22 protein-coding genes are annotated in these 19565 nt (G+C 59.6%); 14 read left to right on the top strand and 8 right to left on the bottom strand.

Annotation, left to right across the window (positions count from 1 at the left end; translation table 11 throughout):
• Positions 1 to 37: 37 nt before the first annotated feature.
• Complete coding sequence (locus ACQKP4_RS02985) at positions 38 to 493, bottom strand: flavodoxin (RefSeq protein ID WP_427630267.1); 456 nt, start codon at positions 491 to 493, stop codon at positions 38 to 40.
• A 101-nt stretch (positions 494 to 594) separates the two neighbouring features.
• Here ACQKP4_RS02985 and ACQKP4_RS02980 point away from each other — a divergent pair, with 101 nt between their 5' ends.
• Positions 595 to 1071 (top strand): PAS domain-containing protein, encoded by a 477-nt coding sequence (locus tag ACQKP4_RS02980; protein ID WP_427630265.1) that lies wholly within the window; start codon positions 595 to 597, stop codon positions 1069 to 1071.
• A gap of 54 nt (positions 1072 to 1125) precedes the next feature.
• The gene (locus tag ACQKP4_RS02975) at positions 1126 to 1731 is read left to right on the top strand and encodes a hypothetical protein (protein WP_427630263.1); all 606 of its coding nucleotides are present in this window, start codon (positions 1126 to 1128) and stop codon (positions 1729 to 1731) included.
• 3 nt (positions 1732 to 1734) lie between these two features.
• On the opposite strand, the gene ACQKP4_RS02970 is transcribed toward ACQKP4_RS02975, so the two are convergent.
• A complete protein-coding gene (locus ACQKP4_RS02970) occupies positions 1735 to 2694 on the bottom strand; it encodes a MerR family transcriptional regulator (RefSeq protein ID WP_427630261.1) in 960 nt (319 codons plus the stop codon).
• A 209-nt stretch (positions 2695 to 2903) separates the two neighbouring features.
• Here ACQKP4_RS02970 and ACQKP4_RS02965 point away from each other — a divergent pair, with 209 nt between their 5' ends.
• From ACQKP4_RS02965 to ACQKP4_RS02935, 7 genes are all read left to right on the top strand, one after another.
• Positions 2904 to 3473, top strand: a complete 570-nt coding sequence (locus ACQKP4_RS02965) for an antibiotic biosynthesis monooxygenase (protein ID WP_427630259.1) — start codon at positions 2904 to 2906, stop codon at positions 3471 to 3473.
• 157 nt (positions 3474 to 3630) lie between these two features.
• The gene (gene folM / locus ACQKP4_RS02960; RefSeq protein WP_427630257.1) at positions 3631 to 4341 is read left to right on the top strand and encodes a dihydromonapterin reductase; all 711 of its coding nucleotides are present in this window, start codon (positions 3631 to 3633) and stop codon (positions 4339 to 4341) included.
• A 21-nt stretch (positions 4342 to 4362) separates the two neighbouring features.
• Positions 4363 to 4938 carry a GTP cyclohydrolase I FolE gene (folE, locus tag ACQKP4_RS02955; protein ID WP_427630255.1) on the top strand — a complete coding sequence of 192 codons (576 nt, stop codon included), beginning with the start codon at positions 4363 to 4365 and terminating at the stop codon, positions 4936 to 4938.
• Between the two features lie 2 nt (positions 4939 to 4940).
• The gene (gene folX / locus ACQKP4_RS02950) at positions 4941 to 5312 is read left to right on the top strand and encodes a dihydroneopterin triphosphate 2'-epimerase (RefSeq protein ID WP_427630253.1); all 372 of its coding nucleotides are present in this window, start codon (positions 4941 to 4943) and stop codon (positions 5310 to 5312) included.
• A 68-nt stretch (positions 5313 to 5380) separates the two neighbouring features.
• On the top strand, positions 5381 to 5677 hold the full coding sequence (locus tag ACQKP4_RS02945) for a DUF1244 domain-containing protein (protein WP_017336573.1): 297 nt from the start codon (positions 5381 to 5383) through the stop codon (positions 5675 to 5677).
• The gene (locus ACQKP4_RS02940) at positions 5670 to 6008 is read left to right on the top strand and encodes a HopJ type III effector protein (protein WP_427630251.1); all 339 of its coding nucleotides are present in this window, start codon (positions 5670 to 5672) and stop codon (positions 6006 to 6008) included. The genes ACQKP4_RS02945 and ACQKP4_RS02940 overlap by 8 nt, the downstream gene beginning before the upstream one ends.
• A gap of 174 nt (positions 6009 to 6182) precedes the next feature.
• Positions 6183 to 7433 carry a 2-aminoadipate transaminase gene (locus ACQKP4_RS02935; protein ID WP_427630249.1) on the top strand — a complete coding sequence of 417 codons (1251 nt, stop codon included), beginning with the start codon at positions 6183 to 6185 and terminating at the stop codon, positions 7431 to 7433.
• Positions 7434 to 7607: 174 nt separating this feature from the next.
• Here the strand turns inward: ACQKP4_RS02935 and trxB are convergent, their stop codons facing one another.
• Positions 7608 to 8570 (bottom strand): thioredoxin-disulfide reductase, encoded by a 963-nt coding sequence (gene trxB / locus ACQKP4_RS02930; protein ID WP_427630247.1) that lies wholly within the window; start codon positions 8568 to 8570, stop codon positions 7608 to 7610.
• 315 nt (positions 8571 to 8885) lie between these two features.
• On the opposite strand from trxB, the gene cysZ reads away from it, so the two are divergent.
• Positions 8886 to 9641, top strand: a complete 756-nt coding sequence (cysZ, locus tag ACQKP4_RS02925) for a sulfate transporter CysZ (RefSeq protein ID WP_427630245.1) — start codon at positions 8886 to 8888, stop codon at positions 9639 to 9641.
• A gap of 26 nt (positions 9642 to 9667) precedes the next feature.
• On the opposite strand, the gene ACQKP4_RS02920 is transcribed toward cysZ, so the two are convergent.
• A complete protein-coding gene (locus tag ACQKP4_RS02920; RefSeq protein ID WP_427630243.1) occupies positions 9668 to 10243 on the bottom strand; it encodes a hypothetical protein in 576 nt (191 codons plus the stop codon).
• Between the two features lie 117 nt (positions 10244 to 10360).
• Here ACQKP4_RS02920 and ACQKP4_RS02915 point away from each other — a divergent pair, with 117 nt between their 5' ends.
• Entirely contained in the window at positions 10361 to 11560 is a 1200-nt protein-coding gene (locus tag ACQKP4_RS02915; protein WP_427630241.1) for a glycosyltransferase family 4 protein, read from the top strand.
• 126 nt (positions 11561 to 11686) lie between these two features.
• On the opposite strand, the gene ACQKP4_RS02910 is transcribed toward ACQKP4_RS02915, so the two are convergent.
• The 3 genes from ACQKP4_RS02910 to ACQKP4_RS02900 form a co-directional block, all read right to left on the bottom strand.
• Positions 11687 to 12790: an NADH:flavin oxidoreductase gene (locus ACQKP4_RS02910; RefSeq protein WP_427630239.1), complete on the bottom strand. Its 1104-nt coding sequence runs from the start codon at positions 12788 to 12790 to the stop codon at positions 11687 to 11689.
• Between the two features lie 193 nt (positions 12791 to 12983).
• Complete coding sequence (locus ACQKP4_RS02905; protein ID WP_201195772.1) at positions 12984 to 13466, bottom strand: glutathione peroxidase; 483 nt, start codon at positions 13464 to 13466, stop codon at positions 12984 to 12986.
• A gap of 123 nt (positions 13467 to 13589) precedes the next feature.
• The gene (locus tag ACQKP4_RS02900; protein ID WP_201195774.1) at positions 13590 to 14075 is read right to left on the bottom strand and encodes an FKBP-type peptidyl-prolyl cis-trans isomerase; all 486 of its coding nucleotides are present in this window, start codon (positions 14073 to 14075) and stop codon (positions 13590 to 13592) included.
• Between ACQKP4_RS02900 and ACQKP4_RS02895 the strand changes: the two genes are divergently transcribed.
• From ACQKP4_RS02895 to ACQKP4_RS02885, 3 genes are read left to right on the top strand one after another with little or no spacing between them, the layout of a single operon-like run.
• Positions 14044 to 14382 carry a DUF3565 domain-containing protein gene (locus ACQKP4_RS02895; RefSeq protein ID WP_427630237.1) on the top strand — a complete coding sequence of 113 codons (339 nt, stop codon included), beginning with the start codon at positions 14044 to 14046 and terminating at the stop codon, positions 14380 to 14382. The genes ACQKP4_RS02900 and ACQKP4_RS02895 overlap by 32 nt on opposite strands.
• A 60-nt stretch (positions 14383 to 14442) precedes the next feature.
• On the top strand, positions 14443 to 16542 hold the full coding sequence (gene pta / locus ACQKP4_RS02890) for a phosphate acetyltransferase (RefSeq protein ID WP_427630235.1): 2100 nt from the start codon (positions 14443 to 14445) through the stop codon (positions 16540 to 16542).
• Positions 16543 to 17445, top strand: coding sequence for an acyltransferase (locus ACQKP4_RS02885; protein ID WP_427630233.1), 903 nt, complete (start codon positions 16543 to 16545; stop codon positions 17443 to 17445).
• A gap of 217 nt (positions 17446 to 17662) precedes the next feature.
• Here ACQKP4_RS02885 and cysN read toward each other — a convergent pair whose 3' ends face one another.
• Positions 17663 to 19561 (bottom strand): sulfate adenylyltransferase subunit CysN, encoded by a 1899-nt coding sequence (cysN, locus tag ACQKP4_RS02880; protein ID WP_427630231.1) that lies wholly within the window; start codon positions 19559 to 19561, stop codon positions 17663 to 17665.
• Between the last annotated feature and the right edge of the window lie 4 nt (positions 19562 to 19565).

The following is a 19565-nucleotide window of genomic DNA, read 5'->3' as shown; positions in this document are numbered from 1 at the left end:
CCGAACCGGCTCAGGGCGTTGATGCGCAGGTGGCCGCTCAGCCCCGAAGCGCGCTGACCAGCTCCGCCAGCCAGGGCTCGGCGTCGACTTCCGGGGTCACGCTTTCGCTGGCGTCCAGGCGCAGCATCGGCAGCACCTCGCGCAGGCCCAGCTCACCGAACAACTCGCGCATCTGCTCGCCACCGCCACAGAACGTGTCGCCGTAACTGGCATCACCCAGGCCGATCACGGCACCGGGCAGGCCCCGCCATGCGGCAGGCAACTGATCGCGAATCATCGAAAACAATGGTTGCAGGTTGTCCGGCAACTCGCCCATGCCGGTGGTCGAAGTCACTGCCAGAAAAGCGTCCGGAGCGCAGGCCTGAACATCCGCAAGCGTAGCGCGCGGGTTGTGCCAGGTTTCGAAACCGGCGTCTTTCAAAATATTCGCGGCGTGGCGGGCGACTTCTTCAGCCGTGCCGTACACCGAGCCGGAAATGATGGCGACTTTCATCAATCTGATCCTGAAGCTGAATAAAAGACCGGATATTAACAGCAGAGCCGGCATTGTTCTTTTAGAATGCGGCACACCATCAACCAGGAAAGGATTCTTCGATGATCAACGCTCAACTGCTGCAAATGGTGATCAACGCCTCCAACGACGGCATCGTGATCGCGGAAAAGGAAGGCGATCAGGACACCATCCTGATTTACGTAAACCCGGCGTTTGAACGCCTGACCGGCTATAGCAGCGAAGAAATCCTTTATCAGGATTGTCGTTTCTTGCAGGCCGGCGACCGGGATCAGCCGGCGCTTGCGGCGGTTCGCGAAGCACTTGCCAACAACGGCTCCTGCCGGCAAATCCTGAAAAACTACCGCAAGGACGGCACATCGTTCTGGAATGAGCTGTCTCTTTCGACGGTAAAAAATCCGAGCGACGGGCTGACGTATTTTGTCGGCGTACAAAAAGATGTCTCGGTGCAGGTCAAGGCGCAGCAGCGTGTGGCGCAGTTGGAGGCTCAATTGGCTGAGGTTCAGGTCGAGCTTGCAACACTGAAAGCGACGAACGGCAAAAACAAAACGGCGAATTAATTGTCATTAACTACAATCACCGATGACTTTGTAACTATTTCTTTCGAGTAGATCATGCAACGCGACGCGCTCCTGACCCAGGATGAGCTGGATTTCATCCAGACCATGCAGCACAACCCGCAACTCAATGTGCGGGATGCGACGTCGAGTCTGCTGGTCAACGGTGGTTCGCAAATACGTGACCTGCTCACGCGCCTCGCCGCTCACGAGCAAGTCACCATCCAGGCCAATTTCGAAAACCAGCAAATGACCTTTCCGCTGCACCTCGTGGAAGACGAATTTCATGCGCTGCATTTGCGTCTGGGCGTACCGAGCATTTATGAAGACGGCCCCATGGTCCGCCCATGGCGCCTGACGCTCGAGGAGCCGGTGGCACTTGAAAATGCCAAAGGCCAACCCGGCCCGATGTTCGTGCACGATGTCTCGTTCAAAGGGGTTTTGCTGGAAGTTCGCAACAAGACCAAACCACCCAAGCACTTTGCATTGTGGTTCAGCCCTTCAGGGTATGAACGGATTGCGTTGCGCGGCACGTTCGAGCGGGAGACCGAGCAGGGTTTCTACGCTTACGAGCTGAGCCAGAGCGACAAGGACGAAACCGAACGTCTGCGTCAGTACATCCTTCAGCAGCACCGCTTGACCCATCCCGCGCTGCACATCTGAGTTTCAGGTATCCAGGTTGCCCGCCAGGAACTGCTTCAAGCGCTGGCGCATGACCATCCCTTCATTACCCAGACAACCGACGGATGATCCGGCGAGGCTTTCTTGCGCCAGGTCCGCAGCATCACCCGCCAGCAGCAACTGACAGTCCAGGCTCATGGCCAGACGCTTGAGACGGTGGGGCAACTCAGGTGAAGGGGCGTGATTGGAAAACAACACCAACACCTGCGGTTTGATTTTTTCACACACCAGCGGCAGCTCATCAAATGGCTGACCAATCGTCAGCAACCGCACGCCCATTTCATTTCCGCTCAAGAACAATGCAGCGACCAGCAACTCAAGCTCCCGGCATTGCCCGGCCAGTGCGCTGACGATCACCCGCCGTGGCTGGGCATTGCGCATCAACAACAAACGCTGCAACACACGGGTTCGCAAGAAGCCGTCGAAAAACAGCCACTCACTGGTCTGGCCGAATTGATCCTGGCGCTGGAGCAACAGCTTCCAGAGCGGCATCAGAATGTCCTGAAAAACCACCGATTGTGAGTAGCTGGAGAAAATCTGCCCGTAGACCTGATCCAGCAGAATATCGTCAAAAGTGCTGACCGCTGCATGCACCTGTTGCTGCCACTGGGCGTAATCCGCCTGGACCAGATGATCGGGAATGATGCTGGAAAGCGCCTGGAGCGGTTCGGTCTTGGCCAGTATCTTGCCGACCTTGCTGACGGCGACCCCGCGCGTAATCCAGCCACGGATGGTGCGGACCCGCTCGATATCGGACATCGAATACAACCGATGCCCACTTTCGGTGCGCGCCGGCTGGATCAGACCATAACGCCGCTCCCACGCCCGTAGCGTCACGGGGTTGATCCCCGTCAGGCGTGCCACTTCACGGATTGGAAAGAGGTCTTCCCGGTCAATGGAAAGAGCCGACTGCGAGGCAGGCGTAACATCAGTCAGGACAGGCATTGGGTGGTCGGCGTCCAGGGTCAATTGGATCCTATTCTAGCGCTCATGCCCCCGTACTATTCAAGACATTGATAAATCATGACTGCCGCTGGCCTATTGAGCTGAATCAGGAATAATCCTTGCTTGTCACACGACGCAGCCCAGCACCCCGGCGCTGCGCCTGGCGAAGTTCCTACCCGGAATGACGTACCTGTTATCGGAGATACACAATGTCTACCTCACCCGTCACGCTGATGGTTGCACGCCGTGTTGCCGATGGGCGCTATCAGGACCTGATGGCCTGGTTGCGCGAAGGCGAACAACTGGCCACCGATTTCCCCGGTTATCTCGGCTCTGGCGTGCTCGCTCCACCGCCCGACGATGACGAATTCCAGATTATTTTTCGCTTTGCCAACGAGCAAACCATGCACGCCTGGGAGCATTCTGCTTCGCGTACCGCCTGGCTCGCGCGTGGCAGCGACCTGTTTGCCCATAAGACAGAGCATCGCGTCAGCGGGATAGAGGGCTGGTTCGGTGCCGTTGGCCAACGCCCGCCGCGCTGGAAACAGGCAGTGGCGATCTGGCTGGCGTTCTTTCCGGTGTCGCTGCTGTTCAACTTTGTACTGGGGCCGTTGCTCGCCGACATGGGCCTGCTGACCCGTGTGCTGATCAGCACGCTGTGCCTGACGCCACTGATGGTCTACTTCTTTATTCCGTTGTCGACGCACTTGCTGGCCGGCTGGCTCAATGGCCCGACGGTGCCAACACTGCCCAGTGAACCCGCGTCGCAAAACTCATAATTTTTGCAGGCTCGACCTTGTGCACGAAGAGTGATGCCGCAGCGAGACCGAGATGCCCCCTGTTCTTTTTTGGCGGATAAGTCTCGCGTTTGCCGGACGTAGGTGAACGCTCGCCGTCGCTGGTATAGTTTTGCTCTTACCGCGACGCGAGCCGTTCATGACTTCTTCCGCAGCCCCAATTCTCATCACCGGTGCCGGCCAGCGCGTCGGCCTGCACTGCGCGCAGCGTTTGCTCGAAGACGGTCACCCGGTGATCTTCAGTTACCGCAGCGAACGTCCTGGCGTACAGACGTTGCGTGACTTGGGCGCGATGGCGGTGTTCGCGGACTTTTCCAGCGAAACCGGCATTCTCGCTTTCATCAGCGAGTTGAAAACCCGCACCGACAGCCTTCGGGCAATTGTTCACAATGCCTCCGAATGGCTGGCCGAAACGCCAGACGCCGAAGCCGCTGCCTTCACCCGGATGTTCAACGTACACATGCTGGCGCCCTACCTGATCAACCTGCATTGTGCCGACTTGCTCCAGCGTTCCACCCCGGCCGACATCGTGCACATCAGCGACGACGTGACGCGCAAGGGCAGCAGCCGGCACATCGGCTATTGCGCCAGCAAAGCCGGACTCGACAGCCTCACCCTGTCGTTCGCCGCGAAATACGCGCCGACAATCAAGGTCAACGGGATCGCCCCGGCCCTGCTAATGTTCAACCCCGACGACGACGCGGCGTACCGCACCAAGGCGCTGGCCAAGTCCGCGCTGGGCATCGAGCCTGGCGGCGAAGTGATTTACCAGAGCCTGCGTTATTTGCTCGACAACCCTTATGTCACCGGCACGACCCTGACGGTCAACGGCGGACGGCACCTCAAATAAGCTGCCCCGCGAGGATTCACCATGTCGTTATCCCTGCCCCAGAAGGCCCTGTCCCAGAATTATCGCGAGATCCTGATCAACCTTGGTGAAGATCCCGACCGCGAAGGCCTGCTCGATACACCGATGCGCGCGGCCAAAGCCATGCAGTACCTTTGCCATGGTTACGAACAGAGTGTCGAAGACATCGTCAACGGCGCGCTGTTCGCGTCCGACAGCGACGAAATGGTGATCGTCGACAACATCGAGTTGTACTCACTTTGCGAACATCACTTGTTGCCCTTCATCGGCAAGGCACATGTGGCTTATATTCCAACCGGCAAGGTGCTGGGCCTGTCGAAGATCGCGCGGCTGGTGGACATGTTCGCCCGGCGCCTGCAAATCCAGGAAAACCTCACCCGGCAAATCGCCGACGCGGTGCAACAAGTGACCGGCGCTGCTGGCGTTGCGGTCGTCATCGAAGCCCGGCACATGTGCATGATGATGCGCGGCGTTGAAAAACAGAATTCGACCATGAACACCTCGGTGATGCTCGGCGCCTTCCGCGACTCGACCAACACCCGCCAGGAGTTCCTGCAATTGATTGGACGGAGCAAGTAGCAATGCCACAACTTCAACCAGGAATGGCGCGCATCCGGGTCAAAGACCTGTGCCTGCGCACCTTCATCGGCATCAACGAAGACGAAATCCTCAACAAGCAGGACGTGCTGATCAACCTGACGATCCTGTACGCGGCGCAAGAAGCGGTGCGCGACAACGACATCGATCACGCGCTGAATTACCGCACCATCACCAAAGCAATCATCAAGCATGTCGAGGGCAATCGTTTCGCGCTGCTGGAACGGCTGACCCAGGAGATTCTCGATCTGGTGATGGCCAATACCTCGGTGCTGTACGCCGAAGTCGAAGTCGACAAACCCCACGCCCTGCGTTTCGCCGAGTCGGTGTCGATCACCTTGGCCGCGAGCCGCTAAGCGCGTCTGGCGCATTGTTCGCCAGACTTTTATCATCCGCGCCACGATTCGATTGCACAGAGCCCGCCATGAACGATCAACAACGTCTGGAACTTGAAGCCGCGGCCTTTCGCCGGCTGGTCGCGCACCTGGACAGCCGCAAGGATGTGCAGAACATCGACCTGATGAACCTCTCGGGTTTCTGCCGCAACTGCCTGTCCAAGTGGTACAAGGCCGCTGCCGACGAACGTCAGATCGAGGTCAGCCTCGACGATGCTCGCGAAGTGGTTTACGGCATGCCGTACGCCGAGTGGAAAGCCCAATACCAGCAAGAAGCCAGCGCCGAACAACAAGCGGCGTTTGCCAAAGGAAAACCCAATGAGTGATGTGAACACCCTGCGCGCCAGCCTCAACAGCGGCGACCATGTTTTTGCCGACACCCTGGCCTTCATCGCCGCCGGTTATGACTACCAGCCGCAGGCGTTCAACAACGGTGGCGTCGAAAACGCCGCCGGGCGGAACGAAGGCTCGTGCAAGACGCTTGGTCTGGCGCTGCTGGAAGGCCTGAGCGATGAAGAAGCGCTGTTGGCGTTCGGCGAGCATTACCGCTCGGTAGTGGCCACGCCTGAAGGCAGCGACCACGGCAATATCCGTGCGCTCATCGCGCACGGCCTGGCCGGCGTCAAATTCACTCAGCAGCCCCTGACCCGCCGCTAATTCAAGATCGAAAGATCGCAGGCTTCTGTACGCGCTGACGAAGCCTGCGATCTTTCGCTTTCAACGCACATCCCGACTTTTAAGATTGACCCGGCCACTTTATTTCGTTTGCCTGCCCCCCCTGCTCGCGGCTTAGATAAAAGGAAGCACTCCTTCTCTCGAGCCAGGCATTTCATGAGCAGCGAACACATCAGCCAGTCGATCAACATCGTGCACCCCGTCACCCTCAGCCACGGCAAAAACGCCGAGGTCTGGGACGCCGACGGCAAACGCTACATCGACTTTGTCGGTGGCATCGGCGTGCTGAACCTCGGCCATTGCCACCCGCGCATCGTCGATGCCATTTGCAACCAGGCGATCCGGCTGACTCACTACGCATTCAACGCAGCACCGCACAGCCCCTACCTCGACTTCATCGATCGCCTGGCCGCGTTCATTCCGGTGGACTACCCCGTCAGCGGCATGCTCACCAACAGTGGCGCGGAGGCCGCGGAAAACGCGCTGAAGATCGTCCGTGGCGCGACCGGTCGGACGGCCGTCATCGCCTTCGACGGCGCCTTCCACGGTCGTACACTCGCCACGCTCAACCTCAATGGCAAAGTCGCGCCGTACAAACAGAAAGTCGGCGTGCTGCCCGGCCCGGTGTTTCACTTGCCCTACCCGAGCAAGGACAACGGGGTGACCTGCGCCGAGGCGCTGAAGGCCATGGCTCGGTTGTTCAGCGTCGAGATCGACGTCGAGGACGTGGCGTGCTTTATCGTCGAGCCGGTGCAAGGTGAAGCGGGTTTCCTGGCGATGGATGTCGAATTTGCCCAGGCGCTGCGCACGTTCTGCGATGAAAAAAACATCCTGCTGATCGCCGATGAAATCCAGTCCGGCTTCGGCCGTACCGGCCAGCGTTTTGCGTTCTCGCGATTGGGCATCGAGCCGGACCTGATTCTGCTCGGCAAAAGCATCGGCGGCGGTGTGCCGTTGGGTGCGGTGGTCGGGCGCAAGCCGTTGCTCGACTGTTTGCCAAAGGGCGGCCTCGGCGGCACTTACTCCGGCAATCCCATCGCATGCGCTGCAGCACTGGCGACTTTGGACGAAATGACCGATGCCAACCTGCACGCCTGGGGCACTCAGCAGGAAGAGGCGATTGTCGGCCGCTACGAGTCCTGGCGCGCCCGCCAGCTGTCGCCGTACCTGGGACGTTTGACCGGCGTCGGCGCGATGCGCGGTATTGAACTGGCCCATGCCGACGGCACGCCCGCCACTGCCCAACTGACTCAGCTGCTGAGCCTTGCGCGAGACGCTGGCCTTTTGCTGATGCCCAGCGGCAAGTCACGGCACATCATTCGGCTGCTGGCGCCGTTGACTATCGAGGCGACGGTGCTGGAGGAAGGTCTGGATATTCTTGAGGCGTGCCTGATGAAACTGACCTGATCACACACCTCCTGTGGGAGCAGGCTTGCTCGCGAAAGCGGCTTAACATTCAGCATTGATGTTGCCTGACAGACTGCCTTCGCGAGCAAGCCCGCTCCCACAGATTTATTGATAGCCGACTGAATCGCGTTCACAAAAAAACCGGCCGAAGCCGGTTTTTTCATGCCTGCGATATCAGAACGAAACGTTCTGCAGGTCGTCCAGGTAACGCTCGGCATCCAGTGCGGCCATGCAGCCGGCGCCCGCCGAGGTGATCGCTTGACGGTAAACGTGATCAGCCACGTCGCCCGCCGCGAAGATCCCTTCGACGTTGGTTGCAGTCGCGTTGCCTTCACGGCCGCCGTGCACCACCAGATAGCCGTCTTTCAACGTCAGCTGACCTTCGAACAACGAGGTGTTCGGGGTGTGGCCGATGGCGATGAACACACCGTCGACGGTCAGTTCGTCGAAGCTGCCGTCGTTGTTCTTCAGGCGAGCACCGGTCACGCCCATGTTGTCGCCCAGGACTTCGTCCAGGTTGGAATTCAACTTGAGGATGATTTTGCCTTCGGCAACCCGGGCATTGAGCTTGTCGATCAGGATCTTTTCGGCGCGGAAGGTCTCGCGGCGGTGAATCAGGGTCACGGTGCTGGCGATGTTGGCCAGGTACAGCGCTTCTTCGACAGCGGTGTTGCCGCCACCGACCACAGCCACCGGCTTGTTGCGGTAGAAGAAACCGTCGCAGGTGGCGCAGGCCGAAACGCCCTTGCCCATGAACGCTTCTTCCGACGGCAAGCCCAGGTAACGAGCGCTGGCGCCCGTCGCGATGATCAACGCGTCGCAAGTGTACGTCGCGCTGTCGCCGGTCAGGGTGTATGGCTTGGCAGCGAAGTCGACGGCATTGATGTGGTCGAACACGATCTCGGTTTCAAAACGCTCGGCGTGCTCTTTCATGCGTTCCATCAGCGCCGGGCCGGTCAGGCCGTGGACATCGCCCGGCCAGTTGTCGACTTCGGTGGTGGTGGTCAGTTGACCGCCGGCCTGCATGCCGGTGATCAGCAGTGGCTTGAGGTTGGCACGGGCGGCATAGACCGCGGCGCTGTAACCGGCAGGGCCGGAACCGAGAATAATCACTCGCGAATGACGGACTTCAGACATGACCTGCTCCTGTTGACCGGCCCTGAACAACTGGCGCGGAACGCCGGATTGCCGGCGGGAATAAAAAAGGACTGTTGAAAGCACTTGGGGAAGGCTTGAACTCGACAGTCCTGTAAAAAGAATGGGTGCAGCGTATCGAGGGGGCGAAGATTAAGGAAATACGGTTTAACAATCCAGCTCATAGGTGGTCTCTATCCCGTTACGCCGAATATAGAGACGCCTTTGTTACAGTTGATGTCGATGCTGCGACCGCGCTTTCGCCCCTGTGGCAAAGCCGGTAAGGTCGGCGCGTTTACCCTTTGCTCGGAGCACGCTATGCCCGCCCCTGTTCTGTCCGGCCCGCAATACCTGCGCGAAGGCCTGAAACTGGTCCTCAGCCCCAGCCTGCGCCTTTTTGTATTGCTTCCACTGGTGATCAATCTGGTGCTGTTCGTCGGATTGATCTATCTGGCCGGCCATCAATTCAGCCTGTGGGTCGATACGCTGATGCCGACCCTGCCCGACTGGCTGAGTTTTCTCAGCTACATCCTCTGGCCGATTTTTGTGGTGCTGGTGGTGTTGATGGTGTTCTTCAGCTTCACCATGCTCGCCAACATCATCGCGGCGCCGTTCAACGGTTTCCTCGCAGAAAAAGTTGAAGTGGTGGTGCGCGGCACCGACGATTTCCCGGCCTTCAGCTGGGGCGAACTGACCGCCATGATCCCGCGCACCCTCGCCCGTGAAATGCGCAAACTCGGCTACTTCCTGCCGCGCGCCATAGGGCTGTTTATTCTTTCGTTCATCCCAGTGGTGAACATCATCGCTGCACCGCTGTGGCTGCTGTTTGGCGTGTGGATGATGGCGATCCAGTACATCGACTACCCGGCGGACAACCACAAACTCGGCTGGAACGAAATGCTCGCCTGGCTGCGGCAGAAGCGTTGGCAGAGCATGAGTTTCGGCGGCAGCGTGTATCTGGTGCTGCTGATTCCGGTGGTCAACATCCTGATGATGCCGGCGGCCGTGGCTGGGGCGACGTTGTTCTGGGTGCGTGAACGCGGCGCAGAAGCCCTGGTAGTGGAGAAGCGCTGAAAGGCGCTCTCCTGCCCTGATCCGGGTTAACGATGAATGATCCAAACGCCGTATAGCGCCATCCCCCAGAGCAACACTCCAGGCACCATTACCAGGTAATTCCAGGCGGTGAAACGCGAATTGCTCAGCGCCTGGGGGTCATTGGCGGCGAAGTTGATCATCGGCTGGCCTTTGCTCACCACATAGGCGCGCAGCGGAATCGCCAACAGCAACCAACCGGCCAGAAACCCGAAGCTATCGACGTGCCTTACCACGGCATCCAATAGATTGGCACCGACAGTCAGCACAACGAACACGGTTGCCCACTGCTCATAGTCCCACTCAATCGTGTGGCCACTACCGCGAATTTTGTCATTCGCTCGCCGGTACAGTTGATGAATGAAAAAGATGCACAGCAGGCCACGAGCCCATGGCCAGATGTCTGCCTGAGTGGATTGCTTGTAGAGACTCCAGTTCTTGAATGACCAATAGTAGAAGTACACACCAAACGTCAGTATCGCCAGCGTCAGAAGCTTTGCTGGCGAGACCACATAAAACTCGGACGGCTGCTCAACAACAGTCTCCAGTTGAGCCATCGGTGGGGCGTAAACATCCTCGGACACGGCAGTTTCTCTGATAAGTGTGGGCTAATAAGGCTAACGACCTGTCGGAAGAAATGTTGAGCAAAAAGTAAACCTGGCTACGTCACAAATCCATCATCGAAACGCCACAATGGCGACATGGCCTCAGCCGACACTGAGGTCATGACGACAGCTCTGCACATCACCCTGATTACCGAAACCTTCCCTCCCGAGATCAACGGCGTGGCCAATACCCTTGGCCGTTTGTGCGACGGTTTGCGCGCGCGCGGGCATCAGGTGGAACTGGTACGGCCGCGCCAGGGTTGCGATCAGCAACTGGGCAATGACGATGAATTGCTGCTGTGTCGCGGCTGGCCGTTACCGGGTTATCCGGGCCTGCAATGGGGCCAGTCGTCGATGCACAAGTTGCTGCGACGCTGGAAGCGCCATCGGCCCGATGTGCTGTACATCGCCACTGAAGGGCCGCTGGGTCTGTCGGCGTTGCGCGCGGCACGGCGCTTGGGGATTTCGGTGGTCAGCGGGTTTCACACCAATTTTCAGCAGTATTCCAGCCAGTATGGGCTTGGCCTGCTGACGCGTTTGCTGACCCATTACCTGCGCTGGTTTCACAACCGCTCGACCCTGACCCTGGTGCCCAGCGTCAGCCAGCACCGGGAACTGGAACGCCGGCATTTCGAGCGTCTGGCGTTGTTGTCCCGTGGCGTCGACAGCCAACTGTTCCACCCCAGCAAACGGCGGAACGCGCTGCGTGAGCAATGGGGATTGGGTGACGATGACATCGCCGTTATCCATGTCGGACGCCTGGCACACGAGAAGAACCTGGGCTTGCTCAAACGCAGCTTCGAGACGCTGAAGACGACTTACCCACAGCGCACCCTGAAGTTGATCGTGGTTGGCGACGGGCCGCTGCGCATGGCGCTGGAGAAGGAACTGCCCGGGGCGATTTTCTGCGGCTCGCAGCGTGGTGAAGCGCTGGCCAGCCACTATGCGTCAGGGGATGTCTTTCTGTTTCCGAGCATGACCGAGACGTTCGGTAATGTGGTGCTTGAGGCGCTGGCTTCGGGGTTGGCGGTGGTGGCGTACGATCTGGCGGCAGCGGCTCAGCACATTCGCCACGGCTACAACGGCGTGCTCGCGATGCCTGGGGATGAAGCGGCGTTCTGCGAGGCGGCGCGCTGGTTGCTGGAGCAGGAGGAGACGTTGCGTTGCGTGCGGCTCAATGCGCGCCAGCATGCGAGTCGCCAGGGCTGGGGAGCGATTATCGAGCAGTTTGAAGGGCAGTTGCGGGGGGCTTGCGTGGGGGAGCAGGTGGCTACAAATACGGCGATCTTGCCCTGATTTTTTGCTGATCCATAGTCAGTCTTCGCGGGCAAGCCCGCTCCCACAGGGGACCGCGTTCTGCTGGAGAAATGCGGTCGAATGTGGGAGCGGGCTTGCTCGCGAAGGGGCCAGTCCTGAGAGCGCTTAAACCAGCGTCATCAGCGCCTCACGGCTGAACGGCAGGATGTCGCCGTCACGACCGTCGCGCACTTTCTGCGCCCAGTCCGGGTCCACCAGCAGCGCACGACCTACTGCCACCAGGTCGAATTCTTCTTTGTTCAAACGCTCCAGCAGATTTTCCAGGCTGGCTGGTTGGGCGACTTTGTCGGTGTTGACCATGAATTGCAGGAACTCGCCGTCAAGGCCAACGCTGCCCACGGTGATGGTCGGCTTGCCGGTCAATTTACGCGTCCAGCCCGCCAGGTTCAGGTCCGAACCATCGAACTCCGGCTCCCAGAAACGGCGCGTCGAGCAGTGGAAAATGTCCACGCCGGCGTCGGACAACGGCTGGAGGAATGCCCCCAACGCTTCGGGGGTTTGCACCAGCCGTGCGGTGTAATCCTGCTGCTTCCACTGCGAAAAACGGAAGATGATCGGGAAGCCTTCGCCGACTGCTGCACGCACAGCCTGGATCAACTCGATGGCGAAACGCGAACGGTTGGCCAGGCTGCCGCCGTATTCGTCGGTACGCTGGTTGGTGCCTTCCCAGAAAAACTGGTCGACCAGATAACCGTGAGCGCCGTGGATCTCCACGCCATCCATGCCGATGCTTTGCGCGTCTTTGGCCGCCTGGGCGAAGGCCGCGATCACCTCTTGGATGTCTTGTTTGGTCATGCCGTGAACCACGACGTGACCGTCCTTGAGTTTTTCCGACGGGCCGTAACCTGGGACGCTGGCATCCGGCTCGGTGCCGATGCGACGCACGCTGCCGACATGCCACAACTGCGGCACGATCTTGCCGCCTTCGGCGTGGACCGCATCGACCACTTTCTTCCAGCCGGCCAGCGCAGCTTCACCGTAGAAGTGCGGCACGTTCGGGTAGCCGTTAGAGGCTTTGTGGCCAACGGTGGTGCCTTCGGTGATGATCAGGCCAACGCCCGCACTCGCTCGGCGACGGTAGTATTCGATCACCTTGGAATTGGGCACGCCACCCGGTGAAAACGAGCGCGTCATCGGCGCCATGACGACGCGGGTCGGCAGTTCGAGGGTGCCGAGACGGAACGGTTTGAACAGGGCTTTTACAGGCATGGGGCGCTCCACGGGGAATGATTTTATGACGGCGATAATATGGAGAGTTGCCAGCCTTGAACAGCACTATTGATTTAGGTGATTAAGGATCAAAAGACAGAAAGCAAAAGATCGCAGCCTTCAGCGGCTCCTACGTGGGAAGGTGATCACCCGTAGGAGTGGCCGAAGGCTGCGATCTGTTGATGTTGTGCAATCAGCTCAGGGCTTTTTCAATCGCATGAACGATCGTCGGATCATCCGGCGCCGTACGCGGCGAAAACCGCGCCAGCACACGACCGTCCTTGCCCAGCAGGAATTTCTCGAAGTTCCAGGTAATGTCCCCCGGAAACTCCGCGCCCTCGCCCGCCAGCAGGCGATACAACTGATGGCGATCATGACCGTTGACTTCCAGCTTGCTCGACAGCGGAAAGGTCACGCCATAGTTGAGGCTGCAGAACTCCTGGATCTCTTGTTCGGTGCCCGGCTCCTGTCCGGCAAACTGGTTGCACGGCAAGCCCAGCACGCTGAAGCCTTGGCCCTTGAATTGCTGATAGAGGTTTTCGAGCGCCGCATATTGTGGGGTCAAACCACATTTGGAGGCGACGTTGACCACCAGCACGACGTGCCCCTTGAAGGGCGCCAGAGGTAGCTCCTGACCATCCAGGGCTGTCAATTTAAGGTCGTGGAAAGCACTCATGACGAACTCCAAATTCCCGTGTTCTTCTCGAAACAGCCGCTTGGCGATGTCACCAGGGACAGTCGCGGACTAAAAAGGCGCCCTCGGGCGCCTCTCCAGTTCTCGAAAGCTTAGCGCAGAAAATCAGTGGTGATGGCCACCTTCGCCATGGACGTGACCATGAGCGATTTCTTCCTGGCTGGCGTCACGAATGTCGATGATCTTGACCTGGAAATTCAGGCGCTGACCGGCCAACGGGTGGTTGCCGTCGACGGTAACGTCGTCGCCGTCGAGGTCGCGAATGGTCACGATCTGCATTTGGCCGTCTGGCGCGGAAGCGTGGAACTGCATGCCCACTTCCAATTCGTCGACGCCTTCGAACATGCTGCGGCTCAGGGTGCTGACCAGTTCGGCAGCGTATTCGCCGTAAGCGTCTTCAGGTTCTACGGCAACGGTCAGTTCGTCACCGACTTTCTTGCCTTCCAGAGCCTTTTCCAGGCCCGGGATGATGTTACCTGCGCCTTGCAGGTAGACCAGCGGCGCGCCGCCGGCGGAGCTGTCGATGACCTCACCAGCGTCGTTGGTCAGGGTATAGTCGATGGAGACAGCCTTATTGGCGGCGATCAGCATGGGGCGAGACCTTTTGCAGAAGAATATAGAAAGGCCAAGTTTAGCGAAGCAATCGCCCGAAAGCGAACACAACCCGGACAGACGGATGGCAGCGAAAGACTCGACGGTCACAGGTTTCCATCAGGATGAGGACGGGCACTGGGTGGTCGAGCTTTCCTGCGGCCACACCCAGCACCTGCGTCACCAGCCACCGTGGCAATCGCGGGCCTGGGTCATGGACCCCGCGCAACGTATTGAAAAAATAGGCCAGCGCTTTGATTGCGGTTGGTGCGCACAAGGCTCGGTTAGCGATAACCTTGGCGACTGAATTTCGGCAGACGGCCAATCATAGGCCCTCGCCATTGCCTGCACCCCTTAGAGAATCCGCATGCAAACTTTTTTTATCGCACCCACCGACTTTGGTGTGGGTCTGACCTCAATAAGCCTCGGGCTGGTGCGCACCCTTGAACGAGCCGGCCTCAAAGTCGGCTTTTTCAAACCGATTGCCCAGCCCCATCCAGGCGACACCGGCCCGGAACGCTCCACCGAACTGGTGGCCCGCACGCACGGTTTGAAACCACCAAAGCCGCTGGGCCTGGCGCACGTCGAGCGCATGCTCGGCGACGGTCAGCTGGATGAGCTGCTCGAAGAAATCATCACCCTTTATCAGCAAGCGGCCGTCGGCAAAGACGTGCTGATTGTCGAAGGCATGGTCCCGACCCGCAGCGCCAGTTACGCCGCACGGGTCAATCTGCACTTGGCGAAAAGCCTCGACGCCGAGGTGATCCTGGTCTCGGCACCGGAAAACGAAGTGCTGACCGAACTTTCCGGTCGTGTGGAATTGCAGGCGCAATTGTTCGGCGGGCCGAAAGACCCGAAAGTCCTCGGCGTGATTCTCAACAAGGTCAAAACCGACGAAAGCATGGAGGCCTTCGCGTCGCGCCTGAAGGAGCACTCACCGTTGCTGCGCAGCGGTGATTTCCGCTTGCTGGGCTGCATCCCGTTTCAACCAGAGTTGAACGCGCCGCGCACCCGCGACGTCGCCGACCTGATGGGCGCGCAAATCCTCAATGCCGGCGATTACGAAACCCGGCGCATGACCAAAATCATCATCTGCGCCCGCACCATGCGTAACACCGTGGAGCTGCTCAAGCCCGGCGTGCTGGTGGTGACCCCAGGTGACCGCGACGACATCATCCTCGCCGTCAGCCTCGCCGCCATGAACGGCGTGCCGCTGGCCGGCTTGCTGCTGACCAGCGACACCCTGCCCGACCCGCGCATCATGGACCTGTGCCGTGGCGCGTTGCAGGCGGGTTTGCCGGTGTTGTCGGTGAGCACCGGCTCCTACGACACCGCCAACCAGTTGAACGGTCTGAACAAGGAAATCCCGATCGACGACCGCGAGCGTGCGGAGATCATCACCGACTTCGTCGCCAGCCATCTCGATGCCAAATGGCTGCACCAGCGCTGCGGCACGCCACGGGAAATGCGCCTGTCGCCGGCGGTGTTCCGCTATCAACTGATCCAGCGCGCCCAGGCCGCCAACAAACGAATCGTGTTGCCCGAAGGCAGCGAACCGCTGACCGTGCAAGCCGCGGCGATCTGTCAGGCGCGAGGCATCGCCCGTTGCGTGTTGCTGGCGAAACCGGAAGACGTCGAAGCGGTCGCCCGCGCGCAAGGCATCGAGCTGCCACCGGGGCTGGAGATTCTTGATCCGGACTTGATCCGCCAGCGCTACGTCGAACCGATGGTCTCGCTGCGCAAAAGCAAAAGCCTCAACGCGCCGATGGCCGAGCAGCAACTGGAAGACACCGTGGTGATCGGCACCATGATGCTGGCGCTGGATGAAGTCGACGGCCTGGTGTCCGGGGTCATTCATTCCACGGCAAACACCATCCGCCCGGCCCTGCAACTGATCAAGACCGCGCCGGGCTGTACCTTGGTGTCGTCGGTGTTTTTCATGCTGTTCCCGGAGGAAGTACTGGTCTACGGCGACTGCGTAATGAACCCGCACCCGACCGCCAGCGAACTGGCCGAGATCGCCCTGCAAAGCGCCGATTCGGCGGCCGCGTTCGGCATCACCCCGCGCGTGGCGATGATCAGCTATTCCAGCGGTGACTCGGCCAGTGGCGGAGAAGTCGAGAAAGTCCGTGAAGCAACGTTGCTCGCCCACGAACAACAGCACTCGCTACTGATCGACGGCCCGCTGCAATACGACGCCGCCGCCAACGAAACCGTCGCTAAGCAATTGGCTCCGAACAGTCAGGTGGCCGGTCGCGCCACGGTGTTTGTGTTCCCGGACCTGAACACCGGCAACACCACGCACAAAGCCGTGCAGCGCAGCGCTGACTGCGTCAGCCTCGGGCCGATGCTGCAAGGCCTGCGCAAACCGGTGAACGACCTGCCGCGCGGCGCGCAAGTCGACGACATCGTCTACACCATCGCGTTGACCGCGATTCAAGCTGCCAACCGACCTGTGGATCTTTAAATGCTGGATTTCCTGCCTGCCGCCGTGCGCGGCGTGATTGCATCGCTGTTGCTGGCGCTGAACACGATTTTGCTCTGCTCGTTTCTGTTCTGCGTGGCGATTTTCAAGGTGCTGCCCTTCGCCATTACCCAACGCTTCACGCGTTGGCTGATGAGCCACACCCATGAAGCCTGGATCAGCAACAACAAGGCCTGGATGAACCTGGTCCGCCGCACCCGCTGGCAACTCAGCGGCCTTGAAAGCCTGGACTATCAGCACTCGTACCTGATCACCAGCAACCACCAGAGCTGGGTCGACATCATGGTGTTGCAGTACGTGCTCAACCGCCGCATCCAGCCGCTGAAATTCTTTCTCAAGCAAGAGCTGATCTGGGTGCCGGTGATTGGTCTGGCCTGGTGGACACTGGGCTTTCCGTTCATGAAGCGTTACTCCAAGGCTTACCTGGAAAAGCACCCGGAGAAAAAAGGCAAAGACCTGGAAACCACCCGCAAGACCTGCGCAAAGTTTCGCAACAACCCGGTGGGGATCTTCAACTTCGTCGAAGGCACGCGTTTTACCGAGGGCAAGCACGCGCAGCAGAAATCACCGTTCAAGTACCTGCTGAAGCCAAAGGCTGGCGGCATTGCATTTGTGCTGGATGCGATGGGAGAACAGCTGGAATCCATCGTCAACGTAACGATCCACTATCCGGGCGGGCGTCCGGGGTATTGGGATTTGCTCTGCGGCAACGTCAAAGACGTGGTGGTGCATTTTGAAGAGCTGAAGATTCCGCCGCAGTTCATCGGCAGGAATTACGACCAGGACGGGGAATACCGACTGGAGTTTCAGGGCTGGATCAATCAGTTGTGGGAAGACAAGGATGCGTTGCTGGAGCAGATGCATCGCGAGTATCCAGCCAAGTAATCGGGTGTCGGTTCCGGCTTCATCGTCACAGGGGATCTATGGCGAACACTGAACCTGTGGGAGCGGGCTTGCTCGCGAATGCGGACTGACATTCAACATTGCTGTCGACCGATACAGCGCTTTCGCGAGCAAGCCCGCTCCCACATTTGAATATTGCGAGTCACAAAAAAACCCGCCGATGATCGCTCATCGGCGGGTTTTTTATGGTGGCTAGCGCTTAGATCGCGCCACGCTGACGCAGCAGATCCAGCACTTGCTTGACGCTTTCTTCCAGCGACAGCGACTGAGTGTCGACCACAAGGTCTGCATCCAGTGGCACGTCATACGGGAAGGAATCGCCCGGGATGTTGTCGCCAGCGGCGGCGTACAGCCCTTGCGGATCACGCTCGGCACACACGGCCGGCGAGGCCTGGACGTAAATCGTCAGCAGTCGCTCCTTGCCGATCAGGCCCTTGGCCTGTTCACGACCTTCTGCACTCGGTGCAACGAAAGCTGCCAGGGTCAGCAAACCGGCTTCGTTGAACTGACGCGCAACGTGCGCGGCACGACGCCAGTTCTCGGTACGCCCGGCGCGATCCTGTGGCAGACCTTTGTTCAGGTCGTGACGCAGGTTCTGGCCATCGAGTACAAACACCGCACGGCCCATGTCGAACAACTTGCGTTCAACCGCATAAGCCAGGGTGCTTTTGCCCGCGCCCGACAAGCCGCTGAACAACACGGTGGCCGGTTGCTGACCGAAGCGCTGGGCGCGTTCTTCGGTGGCGACGTGCGCCAGTTTGCCGTGGTGCGAGCTGCTGCCATGGGCCGACGGCTGCGCGATGATCATGCCCGCCGCGACGGTGCCGTTGGTCAAGCGATCAATGACGATGAACGACCCGGTGGTGCGGTTGCTCGCGTAACCGTCCAGCGCGATGGCGGCGTCGAGGCTGACCTTGACCCGGCCGATCTCGTTCAGGTTCAGCGAGCTGGCCGGACCTTCTTCCAGGGTGTTCACGTCAACGCGATTGACGATGCTGGTGATCGAACCCGGCACGTAAGACGTGGCGCGTTTGATGTCGTATTTCTTGCCCGGCAGCATCGGTTCCTCGGCCATCCACACCAGCATGGCGTCGAAGGCGTCAGTCACTTGCGGCAGGTTATCGGCGTGTACCAGCAGGTCGCCGCGCGAGATGTCGATCTCGTCTTCCATGGTCAGCGTCACCGCTTGGCCTGGACCTGCATGCTCCAGTTCACCTTCGAAGGTGACGATGGATTTCACGCGGCTGCTCTTGCCCGACGGCAGCACCACGACTTCGTCGCCCTTGTGCACGATGCCGCTGGCCAGGGTGCCGGCGAAACCACGGAAGTTCAGATTCGGACGGTTGACGTACTGCACCGGGAAACGCAGGTCGGTGTAGTTGCGGTCGTTGGCGATCTCGACGGTTTCGAGAATTTCCATCAGCGACTGGCCGGTGTACCACGGCGAGCGCTCGGACTTGTTCACCACGTTGTCGCCCTTCAACGCCGACATTGGCACGAAGGCCATGGTGGTCGGCTTGAACGCGATGCCTTCGGCGAACTTCAGGTAATCGGCCTTGATCGACTCGAACACGCTTTCGTCGAAACCGTTGAGGTCCATCTTGTTGATGGCGACCACGATGTGCTTGATGCCCAGCAACGACGCGATGAAGCTGTGGCGGCGGGTCTGGGTCTGCACGCCGTAGCGGGCGTCGACCAGGATGATCGCCAGGTCACAGGTGGACGCACCAGTGGCCATGTTGCGGGTGTACTGCTCATGGCCGGGGGTGTCGGCAATGATGAATTTGCGCTTGGCGGTGGAGAAATAGCGGTAGGCGACATCGATGGTGATGCCCTGCTCACGCTCGGCCTGAAGGCCGTCGACCAGCAACGCCAGGTCGATGTCTTCGCCGGTGGTGCCGACTTTTTTCGAGTCGCGGGTAATGGCTTCCAGGTGATCTTCGTAGATCATCTTGGAGTCGTGCAGCAGGCGCCCGATCAGGGTGCTCTTGCCGTCGTCGACGTTGCCACAGGTCAGAAAGCGCAGCATTTCCTTGCGTTCGTGCTGGCCCAGGTAGGCGAGGATGTCCTCGCTGATCAAATCAGATACGTGCGACATGACA

Source organism: Pseudomonas sp. NPDC086278 (genome assembly GCF_050280905.1).
In the GTDB taxonomy this organism is placed as follows: Bacteria; Pseudomonadota; Gammaproteobacteria; order Pseudomonadales; family Pseudomonadaceae; genus Aquipseudomonas.
Note: the sequence above shows the minus strand (reverse complement) of the source record. Positions and strands in the feature narration are given on the sequence as shown.